The following is a 14,064-nucleotide window of genomic DNA, read 5'->3' as shown; positions in this document are numbered from 1 at the left end:
GCTGTGCGCATGTCTGCGTTGCCGGAGGCGTACGGTGCTGCACTGCAGCGGGCCATGGCGCACGCTACGGATTGGCTTGCGTCGGTGCCCAGCCGTTCTGTCCGGCCCACATCCGACGCCGACCAGGTCGCCTCGACCCTTCTTTCGATCCTTCCCGATGAAGCAACGGATGCTGCTGACGTAGTAGATGAGCTCGCCGCATTGGCTGAGCCCGGGTTGATGGCAATCCAGTCCGGACGCTTCTATGGCTGGGTCATGGGCGGAACGTTGCCCGCTGCCATGGCCGCAGATTGGCTGGTCTCGGCATGGGACCAAAACGCCGGACTCAGGTTTGCGACTCCCGCGGCCGCTGCGATCGAAGAATCTGCCGCGGCATGGCTCCTGGAGTTACTGGATCTTCCGCGAGGGTCCGACGTCGGGTTCACCACTGGCGCTACAACGGCCAACTTCGCGGGCCTGGCCGCCGGGCGCCAATACCTGATGGACGAGGCAGGATGGGACCTGGCGGACCTTGGCCTGACCGGGGCGCCGCTCATCACAACGTTTGCCGGCCGGGAACGGCACGCAGCCGTGGATCTCGCCCTGCGGTATCTGGGGCTGGGAGCGTGCGTTCCTGTGGACACGGACGATCAAGGCAGGATCCTGCCGGACGCCCTCGCGGATGCCATGGATGAACAACCCGGACCTTCCCTCGTGTGCCTGCAGGCCGGCAACCTGCATTCTGGTGCGTTCGATCCGATGTCCGAAGCCATCGCAGTAGCCCATGACCGCGAGGCCTGGGTGCATGTGGATGGCGCCTTCGGGTTGTGGGCGGCGGTCAGCCCAAACCTGCGCGGGCGGCTGGCCGGAGTAGAGGCAGCCGATTCGTGGGCCACCGATGCCCACAAAACATTGAACGTCCCATACGACTGCGGTTTGGCCATCGTCTCCCGGCCGGAAGCTCTGAGACGCGCCTTCAGCGTCCATACGAGCTACCTCATTGCAACAGAGACCGGACTGGGCGATCCGTTCGACAAGGTTCCTGAACTGTCCCGTCGGGCCCGTGGCATCCCGGTGTGGGCTGCCCTCCGACAGCTGGGCCGGTCCGGAGTCATTGCCATGGTGGACAGGCTTGCAGCAAACGCCCGCGCCTTGGCCGAGGGACTAGCCGAAATCCCGGGCGTCGAGATCCTGAACGACGTCGTTTTCACGCAAGTGTCGGTCGCCTTCGGCAGTGATGACCGCACACACCGCGTCACCCAGCGGCTCATGGCCGAAGGGATCGTGTGGATGTCGGGTTCCTCATGGCGAGGACGTGACATCCTCCGGATTTCGGTGAGCAACTGGTCCACGGACGCAGGTGACGTCGCTGCCTCCATCGCATCCGTTAGAGGTGCGGCTGAGGCCGAACCGGAAGCATAGGGCCGTCTCGCTTACAAAGCCGAGCGCGCCTTTTCCAGGTATGCCATCAGCCCGGCCAACTGCTCAGCGCTCCAGGGCAGTCCCGCGCTGATGGCCTTGCTGTTTTCCTGCCAGGCTGCACGCGCTGCGGCTTTGGTGTCCTCACTGGAGTGGAACATTGAACCGATGCCGTCCCATGAGCGTACCCATTCCTGGACGGAGGGGTCGGTGACGGGCGTCTTGGCTTGGACGTGTGCCAGTCCTTCTTCCACAAGGGCAGCCCACCGCTGCTTGGCGGCTTCGACTTTTTCTGCGCCGAGTTCTTCCCGCTTGTCCGCGAGTTGCTGGCGTTGTTCGGCTGTGAAGTTGTTTTCGAGCACGGTAATCATCTCCAACGTTGACATGAATTGTTCAGGGGTGGGCATGGCGCGTCCGTCCATGCGTGACAACAGCTCGCCCAAACGGTTTTGGAGCGCTTGGAGTTGCCGGGCGTGCTCCTGCACATGGACCAGCTGCTGTTGGAGGAGGCCTCGAAAGGACTCCAGATCATCCTCCGGCGTTTGCAGCGCCTTGCCGATGGCCGCGAGCGGAAGGCCCAGCATCTGAAGCGATCTGATCCGGTATAGCCGGCGCAGGTCGGCCTCCGAATACCGGCGATGACCGGACGCTGTCCTTTGGCTTGCGGACAGCAGCCCGATCTCGTCGTAGTGGTGGAGCGTCCGCACGCTGACGCCACACGCTGTGGCCAGCTCACCGATGCTCCACGGTCCGGATCCTCTTGTTCCCGTCATGAGCACAACGCTAAGTCCTGACGTAACGTCAGGTGCAAGTCGTCGTCACCTGAACGCGAAAACCGCCCCGGTTCCCGCCGTTAGCTGCAGTAATCACTGCTGCGACGGCGGAAAACGGGGCGGTAATCAGGCCCTGCACGTTTGAGCCCGCTGGGGTGGGCTCAAACCTGCCTATTGAGTTGGCTTAGTACCAGTTGTTGGCCAGGTGGAAGGCGAGGGCTGCCGAGGGGGAGCCGTAGCGTTCCTTGATGTAGTTCAGGCCCCACTTGATCTGGGTCTGGTAGTTGGTCTCCCAGTCAGCGCCGGCAGTTGCCATCTTGGAAGCCGGCAGGGACTGCACGATTCCGTAGGCACCACTGGACGCGTTGGTCGCCGTGGTCCGCCAGTTGGATTCCTTCTCCCACAGGGTGTTCAAGGCAGTCATTTCGCCCGGACCCCAGCCGTAGCTGGCGAGGATGCTGGCGGCGTATGCCTTGGCAGCAGCGGGATCGTCCACGGCCTTGGGAGCTGCGGCAGCGGCCGCGGCTGCAGCGGCGGCGGCATCGGCAGCCTGCTTGGCGGCTGCATCAGCGGCAGCCTTCTCGGCGGCGGCCTGTGCGGCAGCAGCCTGGTCGGCGGCGGCTTTCTCGGCCGCAGCCTTCTCGGCAGCAGCTGCTTGTGCTGCGGCAGCTTGGTCTGCGGCAGCCCTGTCGGCTGCGCCCTTCTTGGCAGCGGCATCCAAAGAAGCAGAGATTTCCGCTGATTTGTTGCTGATCTGGGCGGTAGCCTGCGTCTCGGACGCCTGGCTCGTTTCGGGGAGATTGAATGCGGCGTTTGCGGCTTGGCCGAGCGATGCGACGCCCAATGCTGCGGCAACGACTCCTGCAACAACGGACATTCGTTGCCCGGTCTTGCCGCGGCGTGCAGCGTTCTTCAGAACGGTTTGCGACTTCGTCAGGGGAGCATTGTGTTCGTCACGGTGACGCGCGGAAGGGCGCGTCTGATCGTTGAATTCAGACATGTGTGATTACCTCTCAGCGCCTGCGGAGTTAGCTGTCGGGTTCGGATGAGGTCATCCGGCCGCGCGCGTAGCTGCGGCTTCACCCCAAGGGCAAGGAAAGTACTGTGCCCGGAGACTCTGGGTCCCCCGTCTCTGCCTCGAATGAGAACGGAACTCCGGGAAGTGGCAGAGCTCGGCGCATCCCGGGTGTGGGCCAGTTAGGGGCGACCCACCCTTTCGAAGGTACAGGAGGTTTCGGCTTAAGTCACATTTGGGTAACAGAGATCACGTTCACGGCGCGTCATGTTGCCTGATTCGTTATATTCGTTCGTTCGAAGCTGTGGGGAAGCGAAGAGCGAATTCCGTGCGTCCCGGCTGGGACGTTACTTCCACACTTCCGCCATGCGCCTGGACGATGGATTCGACGATTGACAAGCCCAATCCGGAGGTTCCTTCCGAGCCTGATCTCGCCGCGTCAGCCCGGGCAAAACGCGAGAAAATACGGCCTTGGAACCCAAGAGGAATACCAGGCCCGTTGTCAGTGACCGTGACCACCGCGCTACCGTCCGCGGAAAGCGTGACGCCTGTGAGCACCGTGGTACCTGGATCGGTGTGCTTGCGGGCGTTGGAGAGCAGATTGGCCAACACCTGATGCAGCTGGGTTGCGTCCCCGCGCACCGTAATGGGCTCGTCAGGGAGTTGGAGCTTCCAGATGTGGTCCGGTGCCATCACCTTTTCGTCGCTGACGGTCTCGATCACCAGCTGCGTCAGGTCCACATCCGTGACCTTCAGCGGCTGGCCTTCGTCCAGGCGCGCCAACAGCAACAGGTCCTCCACAAGCGTGGTCATGCGTTCCGACTGGCTCTGGACCCGTGCCAGCGACTTCCTGCCGTCATCCGTGAAGTTCTCCGTCATACGAAGCAGCTCCGTGTATCCGCGGATGGCGGTCAGCGGCGTCCGGAGTTCGTGGGAGGCATCGGCAACAAACTGCCTGACCTTGGTTTCGCTCTCCTGACGGGCTTCCAGGGCCCTGGAAACGTTGTTGAGCATTTGGTTTAAAGCGTGGCCAACGCTGCCCACTTCAGTTCCAGGATGGGAGGCCGACGGCGGTACGCGCACCGCGAGTGCCACCTCACCGGCGTCGAGGGGAAGGCGCGATACTTTGGTTGCAACCTCCGAGAGTTGCTCCAGCGGGCGCATGGTCCGGCGGATGATGACGGTACCGGCGAGGCCGATCAGCACCAGGCCGCCCAGGGAAACAAACACCATGGTCCAAACCAGCGAGGCCTCGGCGTTTTGCTTGTCAGCCAACGGCAAGCCCGTCACAATGACGTCGCCGTAGGTGGTCTCAACAGCCACCAGCCGGTAGTCGCCGTTGGACAATGAACGGTCCACAGGCCGGTTGTCGCGGGGGAGTGAGAGCAGGACCTGCTTGTCTTCTGCCGAGAGTGCGACGCGACGGCCGTTTGCGTTTAACAGGCCCGAGTTAATGACGGTGGAACCATCGATCCTCGCGTTGAGGGTCCCGGCACCTTGGCCGCGGGCCTCCAGCGGATCCGGCCGCCCGCTTGAGGGAAAGTTCGACGGCGGCCTGCCGAAGTCATTCGCGCGGCTTGACGCCTGCTCCAACTGCTTGTCGAGTTGTTTGTTGAAGTACATGTCCATGGAGGCGTAGCTAACCACTCCAACTGCGCCACAAATGGCAACCAACAACGCCATCGCCACCAGGACCAACCGCGTGCGCAGATGCCAGGTGGAGGGATTGAGCCAGTTCCGCTGGGTCTTGCGGGTTGCTCCTGAAGGGGTGGACAAGATTCAGTCCGCAGGCTTGATGACGTAGCCGGCGCCACGGATGGTGTGGATCATTGGCGGGTGGTTGGCTTCGATTTTCTTGCGCAGGTAGGAAATGTACAGTTCCACGATGTTGGCCTGTCCGCCGAAGTCATAGTCCCAGACGCGGTCCAGGATCTGTGCCTTGCTGACTACGCGCTTGGGGTTTTCCATGAGGTAACGAAGCAGCTCAAACTGCGTTGCCGTGAGCTGGATGTCCTCGCCGGCGCGCGAAACTTCCCGCGTGTCTACGTTGAGCGTGAGATCGCCGACCACCAATTCCGCCGTGTCCATGGCGGCAACGCCTGAACGTTGGACAAGCCTGTGCAGGCGCAGGAGGACCTCCTCCATGCTGAAGGGCTTGGTGACGTAGTCGTCCCCGCCGGCGGCAAGGCCTACGATGCGATCCTGGACAGCGTCCTTGGCCGTGAGGAACAGCGCGGGCACTTCCGGCGCGAAGGTACGGATCCGGTTGAGGACCTCGACGCCGTCGAATCCTGGAAGCATCACGTCCAGCACCAGCACGTCAGGGCGGAAGTCCTTGGCAAGCTTCACAGCTTCTGGTCCGTCGGCCGCCACCGCGACGGACCAGCCTGCCATGCGAAGGCCCATGCTCATGAGCTCGGAGAGGCTGGGTTCGTCGTCCACCACCAAAGCGCGGATAGGGGAGCCGTCCGGGTGGGAAAGCTGGGGAAGGTTGTTCGTCATGGAGTGCGGGGATGCCATGTGACAACTCTCCATTCTGCTGGTTTGCCGAAGCTTTGCCGGTCCTGTGAGGACGCTGTGAGGTCAACACTAGCCACGTGGGAGTTCGGTGGCAGGTGTCGCAGGAGTGTGGCGTCCATACTGGTCGGTTCTACGGCGTGTAGCAGATTTTGAGGGAAAAATTCGAGCTTGGAGTGGCTTGCGATTGGACAGCAAGTGTTTCAGATCTTGAGATTCCGTCCTTTTGCGCCTGATGGGAATCAGGAAGGGCATCATGCACTATCTGCCGAAGAAAATTCACCATAAGCCGAATATTTCTCATCGCGACCGAATGAAATGACGTTCATTTTCCATGGTGAAAGAATTGTGATCTGCAGCACAATAGACCCTCTTGTCTCAAAATGTGGACGGTTTGGCCGTTTGTTACTTGCGTGTTGCCATTGTTACGTTGCACACTTCCAATGTGAACAAGAACTCAACAGCACCTGCAGCCGCAGCAATCTGGTCCAGCACACCCGCTGGCGACGAGACCCGCTGTTGTCGAATGCAAGCCTAACTTTCCACCCCAAAGAAGTTTCAGGCATTCGCCCCCTAGCCCAGCGTTGGGCGCCCTTCCCCAAACTCATTGCGGGGACAACCAGCATTCGAAGCCGCGATGACGGCTATTCACTTTTGAGGTAATCACTCCATGTCAGTTGCATCCGGTTACGTCCACATCTCCGTCCGAAACGCCAACAAGGCCGCTTCAAACGCAGGGCTCCGCCCCGGCTTCGGCAACCGCCCCGGGTACGCCCCCGCCACCCAGGGCAACGGCCAGCAGGCTCCCGGCTACGTGCCCCAGGGCTACAACCCCAACTCCTATGGCCAGTTGCGGGCAGTTCCCACCAACGAGCCAGCACCCATGACGGCGCCTACCCCCGTCATTGCGCAGTCTGACCGCCTCCGCCCGGTCGCCAACGACAACGTGGCCCGCGGTTTCGTGCTCTACATGGGCATTGACGAAGAGACAGCAGCAGCGGCCGGCACCTCCATTGCCAAGCTCGCCCAGGAAATCCGGGCGTACGCCCAGTCCCTGGTTACCGGCGCTGAGAGCTACGCTGCAGTCGCCGTAGCGCCGGCCGGGGCACCCGGGTCCGCACTCGACGTCGTACGTTCAACTTTCGGTGACCCCACGGTCGCCGCCCGCCAGCGCACCGAGGCTGCCCGCCCGGCACCGCAGCAGGAAGCCCGCCCCTCCGGCGTGCTGATCGACCTCGCCCGCCGCGAAGTCCACCTCGACGGCGAGTCGCTGAACCTGACGTTCAAGGAGTTTGAGCTCCTCAACTACCTCGTCGAAAACGGCACCCGCACAGTGGGCCGCGACGAACTGCTTGAGGGCCTGTGGCGCAACGCCGAAGAAGTGCCCAACGAGCGCACCATCGACGTCCACATCCGCCGCCTCCGCTCCAAGCTGGGCCGCCTCGCCAACACCGTGCGCACCGTACGTGGCCAGGGCTACCGCTTCTACGAGCACCCCGAGGTCATCGTCTGGGCCGCTCCGGAATACTCGATCTAAGCTACTGCTGCAGCCGAAAGGCGGCATATCCCTCTGCGCCTGCGCTCGTGCCTCACGCAACAACGGCGCTATCGGGACATGCCGCCTTTCTGCTTTTGTCGTGCTCCCGTGAGTATTGGCCTCCGCGGCGGATGGGGGTTTGCGGCTATAGGGTTGGTTCATGAGTGACCATCACATCAGGCGCCTGGTGATTATGCGGCATGCCAAAGCGGATTGGCCCATGGGGGTGCCGGACCATGAGCGTCCCTTGGAGGAACGCGGACACCGTGAGGCTCCGCTGGCTGGGAGATGGTTGCTCAAGCATGGGGTAGTTCCGGACTTCATTCTGTGCTCGTCTGCTGTGAGGACCCGCCAAACCTGCACGTGGGTGTGCGATGAGTTGGGGGACAAAGCCCCGACGCCCAAGCTTGAGGACGGCCTGTACGCCGCTTCAGCGAACCGGATGTTGACCGTGATCAACCACGTCCCGGACACCGTCACCACCTTGATGGTGATCTCGCACATGCCCGGCGTCCAGGATTTGGCCATGCACCTCGCATCGCGCGACTCGGACCATGACGCTTACATGGACGCTGCCACGCGGTACCCAACCAGTGCTTTGACGGTCCTGGAGACTGAGAAGTCATGGGCGGAGCTGGATGGGCAGGACGCCCGTCTGACGCACTTCAAGGTGCCACGCAAGTAGCAACGCAGTTGTTTAGCCCCGCACTGGTAGCTCGTGCTCTGCTGCCACCTCGCGCAGCAGCCGGACGGCATGCCGGATATTGGGGCTCGCGGTCATGGTCTTTCGATACACGATTCCCACCGCCCGCTGCTGAATGGGGTTGACGACCGGCACGGCAATCACACCAGGTGGCAGGGGTGGCCTGCCCAGCCGAGGCACAAGCGCCACGGCCACGGCCTGCTCCACCATGGCGATATGGGTGGAGAAATCGGGATCGTAGACACGGATATCGGGGACCCGCCCAAGCCCGGCGAAGATCTGCAGAAGGGCTTCGTTGCAGATGGCACCCGCCGGCGTACTGACCCAAATTTCGTCCAGTAAGTCTTCACGCTCGACGACGGTCCGTCCAGCGAGTGCGTGCGCGCTGTTAACCAGGACGTCGGCCTGGTCCAGACAAAGATCCTCGTGTACCAGGTTCTCGGGAATGACCAGCGGCACGGAGTTCCAGTTGTGCACCACGGCCAGCTCAGCTTCGCCTGAGGCCACTCGTTGGACGGCCTCACGTGGGTCCTCGGCCAGCACGCTGATTTCAAGTGCAGAATCGGTGGTCCCGATGCGTCCGAGCATTGGCCCCACCAAGCCACGGCAGGCGGTGGAGAATGCCACGAGCCGCAGCAGCCCGGAAGGTTTCGCGGGATCGGCGAGGAGCGTTGCCTGCAGTTCCTCGAGCTCGTCCATGATTCGCCGCCCGTAGCCAGCGAGGGCAAGGCCCCGTTCGGTAAGGAGTACACCACGGCCGTTCCGTTCCAGGACGGCTACGCCCGTTTGCTTCTCCAGCTTCTTGATCTGCTGGGAAACCGCTGACGGACTGTAGCCCATCACATCGGAGGCGGCCACTACCGATCCGTGCTGTTCCACAGCTACCAGAGCACGCAAGGCTGAAATGTCGATCATGAAGTAAATCTACTTGGTTTCATGCTGAATTCAACGCTGGTGCTTAAACCAGTCAAGTGCCAGAGTGATTCTTGTGAACCTTCGCCACTCCGCCCTCGCCGTCCTCGTCGCTGTCCTCTGGGGCGTGAACTTTGTCGCCATAGACTTGGGCCTCCACGCCAACGGTCGTGATGTCCCGCCGCTGCTTTTCGTCGCCTTCCGATTCCTGCTGGTCGTATTTCCGTTCATCCTGTTCATCCGCAAACCTGACGTCAGCTGGAAGGCGATCATCGGCGTCGGGCTTTTCATGAGCGCCGGTCAGTTCGGGTTGCTGTACCTGGGCATGGCGCTGGGTATGCCGGCGGGCCTGGCCTCCCTCGTCTTGCAGGCGCAGGTGCTGTTCACAGTGCTGATCGCGGCGCGGTTCCTTGGCGAAAGGCCCAGTCGCAGTCAGATGCTCGGGGTCGTGCTCGGCCTGGCGGGTCTGGGCGTGGTCGCCGTGGGGCGCAGCGCCGTGGCTCCGATCCTGCCTCTCATGATTGTGCTGGCCGCTGCGTTGTCCTGGGCGATCGGAAACGTCGTGGCGCGGCACTCGAAAGCGGCGTCGGGCCTTGGCTTGGTGGTCTGGTCCGGGGCCGTGGTGCCGCTCCCGTTGGCGGGATTGTCACTTGTGGTGGACGGCCCGGACACCGTGTGGGCGACCATCACGGACCTCCAAATGCCCACCATCCTGAGCGCCATCTACACGGCAGTTTTCGCGTCGCTTATTGGGTACGGAATCTGGAACCGGCTGTTGACGCTCTACCCGAGTTCCGACGTCGTGCCGTTCACGCTGCTGGTTCCAGTGGTGGGCATGACGGCTGCCTGGCTGGTCCTGAATGAAATCCCCACGGCACCCGAAATTATGGGAGGGCTGATCCTGCTCGTCGGAGTCGCGACTGCCGTGCTCGGTGCCTCGCGAAAACGTCCGGAAACTCCCGTTGTGAGGCCCGCTCTGCGCGTCTAATCGCTCGTGAAGCGAGCAGAGTGGGCCCCGCAGCGCAGGGTTTGCAGGGCGTTAGCGCTTGGAGGCGGGTTTACGTTGAGATGAAACGCCCGACGTCGGACGCTTGGCTGCCGCCGAAGGCGTGCGGGGTGTTGCGGGACGCTTCGCCGGAGATGCCTTTGCTGCGCTCGAAGGACGTGCCGTCGATGTAGTTGGGCGTTTTGCAGGCGCCGCTGGACGTGAGCTGGCGGCTCGTTTAGTTGGCGTTGTGGTTCTTTTGGCCACCGGCGTGGGTTGCCTGGCCCGGCTGGAAGCAAAGGACGGCCAGACCGCCCCGAGGAACAGCACAGCCAGCGTCCCCACCCCAGCCACTGCGGCCAGGTAGAAGTAGATGTCTGAGTCCTCGGTGCTTACGGCACTGCCCATGGCATTGGCGTCCTGGTTGAACGCGAGGCCCCACATGCGCAGGAATGCAATGCTGAAGCCGATGAACAGGCTGGTGCCGGCAGCGCCAAGGAGAACCACGAGGTATCGCCGCCGGTTGAAGACCTGCACTATCGATGCCAAATAGCAGGTCAGCACCGCTCCCAGAAACAGGTACAGGACCAGTTCTTCGAGGACCACGGCTGCGAGCACCAAAAGCCCGAGGGACATAAAAGCGGTTACCACCGCAAGCTTTCCGCTGTTCCCCATGTGACGCATGAGTCTAATCATCGCCGACCAGCGGGCCGCGCCACGCCGTCGTAGATTGCAGTTGGATACCGTTACGCGGCCTGTTCGAACCTACTTGATGACGTATCCGTGCATGATGGTCATGACCGCGGCCACGCTCTGTTCCCGGGTGCGCTCCGGGTTGTAGGTTTGCCTGTCCAGTCCCACCACGAAGATGGCCCCGAAGATTGCCGCCTCCAGGCTGCCGCGGACGATGGACTCGTCCACCTTGTATCCGGAGGCCACACGTTCCACCGCAGAGCCTATGACGGCCAGGAGTTCTGCCCGGAGTTCGGCGAACACGGCACTCCACTCGCCGGGCGTCCGCCAGTTTTCGCTCACCCAGAGACGCGCGAAGGATGGGTATTCGTCCATGAATTCCATGGCTTGGCCCACCATGTTCCTCATGGATTCGAGGGGATCGCTGGTTTCGCCTTCGATTGCCTGGAGACGGACCAGCATGATGTCCACGCCGTGCCGCAGCAGCTGCGCGATGAGGTCCGATTTGCTGCCGAAGTTGTAATAGACCGTCCCCTTGGACACGCCGGCCGCGGCCGCGATCTCATCCACGGTGACGCCGGCAGCCCCACGTTCGCCAATCAGCTCCATGGACGCTTCGAAGAGGCGCTGCTTGGTGGCGTTGGTGCGTCCAGGGCGCAGCTTCTTTTCCGCGGTTCCTGCCACGGCCCCCAGCTCTGAAGGGGCCGGCTCGGTGGTGCTCATACTGCAATCTCCGGCTTCAGCGTCTTGAGGGTCCACATCTTGTGTTTGCGGACGGCGAGAGTGGACAGTGCCGCTCCCAGCAAAGTGTATCCAAGCAGGCCCAGGACTGTTGGCCAGATCATGCTGAGTTCCCCGCCGTAGATCAGGTGCCGCATTCCCGTGACCACGTAGCCCATGGGCAGGACTTCGTGCACTACATGAAGTGGCATGGGAGTGGTCTGCCAGGGGAACGTACCGCCCGAGGAAACAAGCTGCAGGACCAGCAGGATCAGCACCACGAACTTGCCCGGGGTTCCCATGAGCGCCACGATGCCCTGGATGATCGCACTGAACGCCAACACGGCGGCAAGCATGAACAACCACATGCCTACCGGGTGGGCTGCATTCAAGCCGAGGCCCAGATTCACCACGAGGGTCAGGATGGTGGCCTGCAGGACCGAGACAACGAAGAACGGAAGCCAGCCACCCACCGCGATCTTCCAAGCGCGTGCGTTGGATGCCAGCGCGCGCTGGGTGATGGGGCGCATGGCCTGCACCAGCATGAACACTCCGATCCACAAGGCCAGCGTCAGGAAGAAGGGTGCCAGGCCGGCGCCATAAGAACCTGCCTTGGCCTGCGATACGTTGTCCACCGCTACGGGATCGGCGATCACTTTGGACACACTGCTCTTTTGTTCATCGTTCGGGTTCGGGATTTCTCCGGCACCCTTGGCAAGTTCTGTGGCCAGTGTGTGTGAGCCATCGGAGGCCTTCACCGCGCCGGTGGCAAGCTGTCCGGCGCCGTCGTTGAGTTGGTGGGCGCCGTCGTCGAGCTTGATGGCACCGTCCAGTGCGCTCTGCTGGCCAGCGGCCAGCGCGGACGCCCCGGTTTTCAACTGTCCTGCTCCGGCCGCTGCCTGCGAAATCGCGTCAGTCAACGTTGGTGTGGCTGCGGCAAGCTTCGATGCGCCCGCGCTCACGGCAGCTGAGCCGTCGGAGAGCTGCTGGATCTTGGCGGCGTCGCCCGCGATCTTGGCCTTGGCGTCGGTAACCGGGCCGGAAGTTGCAGTGGAGTCGAAATCCGCCAGGACCTTGTCAGCCTGCTCCTGGGTGAGTACGCCAGCGCTCACCAGCCGCGCAGTGGACTCGACAACGCGATTGCGAAGGCCTTTGTCTGCGGCATCAAGCTGCCCGACGACGTCCTGGACTTTTGCATTCAGCTCGGCGTTCCCGGCGGCTACTTGCGCTGCGCCGTCGGCGAGTTTCTTCGAATCGGCAGGCAGGGTGGCAGTTTTGTTCTTCAGCTCTGTGAGGCCCGAGCTCAGCTGGCTCGCGCCGTCATTGAGTTGCACAGCGCCATCGCGGAGTTGCGTCTGACCAGCGACCAGCTGATCGGCGCCGGTGACCAACTGGGTGGTTCCGTCATGCAGCGTTGCAACGCCATGACTGAGCTGACCCACTCCCGTGGCGAGTTCGGATGCTCCGTCCGCAGCCTTCACGATGGAGGCGTGGATGGTACCGAAGCCTGTGAGGAGCTGATTGGCTGTTTCCTCACCCACCTCCTTGGCGACCGTTGAATGCACGGCTGTGGTGAGCTTGTCCACGATGGTGCTCAGGAGGTAGTTGTTGGCGTCGTTCGTGGTGACATGGAGCATTGCCTGGTTGGCGGCATCGAAATTGCCGGGGGAGACCAGGTTGGCGGAGAAGTCCTTGGGGATGCGCAGCGCGAAGGCGTATTCGCCTGAACGGACGCCGGCATCCGCAGCTTCCGGACTGGAAACCTGCTTCCAGTTGAAGACGTGGCCATCCACCAGACTGTCGGCAACCTTCTTGCCGGCCTGCAGCTCGGTGCCATCCTTGGAGGTTGCCCCCGTGTCCTCCACTACCAATGCGGCGTCGATCTGGTTCAGGTTGCCGTATGGATCCCAGTTGGCGTAGAGATACACCGCGCCGTAGAGCAACGGCACCATGGTCAGGGCCAGGATGGTCAGCTTGGGCAGGAGCCCGCCGGTCATGCGCTTGAGTTCGGAGCGGGCGAGCCGCAGAACAGTCACTTTGCAGTCCTTTGGAGGTCTTGGAATTCGGGTTCGGTTGCTTTGTCTTGAATCTCGCGGCCCGGGATTGGACTCGTTGTCGCTGGCGCGCTCGTCGCCTGTGCCTGCTCGGACTCTTCAACGCTCTCCGGTTCCGGCGGATGCGCGACGGAGTTGCCAATCACCGCAGCAGGGCCAGTCCAGTTGTCCGGGAGGGCACCGACGACGGCGACGACGGCAAGCGGCCGCCCGGCGTCGGACGCCAGTGCCTCAAGTCGGGGCAGCCACGCCGCGGGATCGGCGCTGTGGCGATCGGGCGAATCGATCACCAGGAGGTCGGTAGCTGGATCTGCCAAAGCGAGGGCAGTCAGGAGCTCGAGCCGGCGGCCGGCGGGAAGCTGTTCAATCCACAGGCCGGCGATGTCCTCAAAGCTGTTGATCTTCAGCCACGGCTTGCTGAGCAGTGCGCCGCGGTAACGGCGGGGGATGAGGGAGAGGTCCTCTGTGACGAGGTCGCGAACACTTAGATGCTGTTCAGGCTCATTGACGCCGGGCGAATCCACCAAGGCGCTCGCCAGCCGGATCTTCTTGGTCTTGCTGTTGTTGTCCCAACTGAGGACGCCGTTGCTGGGTTTCATGCGGCCACTGAGTGCCAAGGCCAAGGCAGTCCGCTGATCCTGGCCTTCGCCCGCAACGAGCAAGAGTTGGCCACGACGGGCCTGGAGTGACGTTGCCGGAAGGAGATCGTCCCGGCGGCCGTTGATCTGGAGTTGCTGTACGGACAGCACAATGAGCC

General features: G+C 62.6%; 13 protein-coding genes and 1 riboswitch. Of the genes, 4 read left to right on the top strand and 9 right to left on the bottom strand.

Annotated elements, in window-relative coordinates:
- The first annotated feature begins 9 nt into the window (after nucleotides 1–9).
- Nucleotides 10–1,401: a pyridoxal phosphate-dependent decarboxylase family protein gene (locus tag AC1DD7_RS07105; protein WP_477514388.1), complete on the top strand. Its 1,392-nt coding sequence runs from the start codon at nucleotides 10–12 to the stop codon at nucleotides 1,399–1,401.
- An 11-nt stretch (nucleotides 1,402–1,412) separates the two neighbouring features.
- On the opposite strand, the gene AC1DD7_RS07100 is transcribed toward AC1DD7_RS07105, so the two are convergent.
- From AC1DD7_RS07100 to AC1DD7_RS07085, 4 genes are all read right to left on the bottom strand, one after another.
- The gene (locus AC1DD7_RS07100; protein WP_477514387.1) at nucleotides 1,413–2,171 is read right to left on the bottom strand and encodes a MerR family transcriptional regulator; all 759 of its coding nucleotides are present in this window, start codon (nucleotides 2,169–2,171) and stop codon (nucleotides 1,413–1,415) included.
- A gap of 184 nt (nucleotides 2,172–2,355) precedes the next feature.
- Nucleotides 2,356–3,171 carry an aggregation-promoting factor C-terminal-like domain-containing protein gene (locus tag AC1DD7_RS07095; RefSeq protein WP_477514386.1) on the bottom strand — a complete coding sequence of 272 codons (816 nt, stop codon included), beginning with the start codon at nucleotides 3,169–3,171 and terminating at the stop codon, nucleotides 2,356–2,358.
- A 5-nt stretch (nucleotides 3,172–3,176) separates the two neighbouring features.
- Nucleotides 3,177–3,334, bottom strand: a riboswitch (cyclic di-AMP (ydaO/yuaA leader).
- 134 nt (nucleotides 3,335–3,468) lie between these two features.
- On the bottom strand, nucleotides 3,469–4,962 hold the full coding sequence (locus tag AC1DD7_RS07090; protein WP_477514385.1) for a sensor histidine kinase: 1,494 nt from the start codon (nucleotides 4,960–4,962) through the stop codon (nucleotides 3,469–3,471).
- Nucleotides 4,963–4,965: 3 nt separating this feature from the next.
- Complete coding sequence (locus AC1DD7_RS07085; RefSeq protein ID WP_431118309.1) at nucleotides 4,966–5,706, bottom strand: response regulator transcription factor; 741 nt, start codon at nucleotides 5,704–5,706, stop codon at nucleotides 4,966–4,968.
- 667 nt (nucleotides 5,707–6,373) lie between these two features.
- Between AC1DD7_RS07085 and AC1DD7_RS07080 the strand changes: the two genes are divergently transcribed.
- Together AC1DD7_RS07080 and AC1DD7_RS07075 are read left to right on the top strand one after the other, a co-directional pair.
- On the top strand, nucleotides 6,374–7,240 hold the full coding sequence (locus AC1DD7_RS07080) for a winged helix-turn-helix domain-containing protein (RefSeq protein ID WP_223935847.1): 867 nt from the start codon (nucleotides 6,374–6,376) through the stop codon (nucleotides 7,238–7,240).
- 160 nt (nucleotides 7,241–7,400) lie between these two features.
- Nucleotides 7,401–7,925, top strand: a complete 525-nt coding sequence (locus AC1DD7_RS07075; protein ID WP_431118312.1) for a SixA phosphatase family protein — start codon at nucleotides 7,401–7,403, stop codon at nucleotides 7,923–7,925.
- Between the two features lie 12 nt (nucleotides 7,926–7,937).
- Here the strand turns inward: AC1DD7_RS07075 and AC1DD7_RS07070 are convergent, their stop codons facing one another.
- Entirely contained in the window at nucleotides 7,938–8,858 is a 921-nt protein-coding gene (locus AC1DD7_RS07070; RefSeq protein ID WP_477514384.1) for a LysR family transcriptional regulator, read from the bottom strand.
- A gap of 73 nt (nucleotides 8,859–8,931) precedes the next feature.
- On the opposite strand from AC1DD7_RS07070, the gene AC1DD7_RS07065 reads away from it, so the two are divergent.
- Nucleotides 8,932–9,843 carry an EamA family transporter gene (locus AC1DD7_RS07065; protein WP_477514383.1) on the top strand — a complete coding sequence of 304 codons (912 nt, stop codon included), beginning with the start codon at nucleotides 8,932–8,934 and terminating at the stop codon, nucleotides 9,841–9,843.
- A gap of 51 nt (nucleotides 9,844–9,894) precedes the next feature.
- Here AC1DD7_RS07065 and AC1DD7_RS07060 read toward each other — a convergent pair whose 3' ends face one another.
- The 4 genes from AC1DD7_RS07060 to AC1DD7_RS07045 form a co-directional block, all read right to left on the bottom strand.
- A complete protein-coding gene (locus AC1DD7_RS07060) occupies nucleotides 9,895–10,515 on the bottom strand; it encodes a hypothetical protein (RefSeq protein WP_477514382.1) in 621 nt (206 codons plus the stop codon).
- 90 nt (nucleotides 10,516–10,605) lie between these two features.
- The gene (locus AC1DD7_RS07055; RefSeq protein ID WP_477514381.1) at nucleotides 10,606–11,256 is read right to left on the bottom strand and encodes a TetR/AcrR family transcriptional regulator; all 651 of its coding nucleotides are present in this window, start codon (nucleotides 11,254–11,256) and stop codon (nucleotides 10,606–10,608) included.
- Nucleotides 11,253–13,289 (bottom strand): YhgE/Pip family protein, encoded by a 2,037-nt coding sequence (locus AC1DD7_RS07050; RefSeq protein WP_477514380.1) that lies wholly within the window; start codon nucleotides 13,287–13,289, stop codon nucleotides 11,253–11,255. Before AC1DD7_RS07050 ends, AC1DD7_RS07055 begins: the two co-directional genes overlap by 4 nt.
- Nucleotides 13,286–14,056: an ABC transporter ATP-binding protein gene (locus AC1DD7_RS07045; protein ID WP_477514379.1), complete on the bottom strand. Its 771-nt coding sequence runs from the start codon at nucleotides 14,054–14,056 to the stop codon at nucleotides 13,286–13,288. The genes AC1DD7_RS07050 and AC1DD7_RS07045 overlap by 4 nt, the downstream gene beginning before the upstream one ends.
- Between the last annotated feature and the right edge of the window lie 8 nt (nucleotides 14,057–14,064).

It is taken from the genome of Paenarthrobacter sp. 10L412 (genome assembly GCF_056395565.1).
This window is presented reverse-complemented; position numbering and strand designations above follow the sequence as displayed.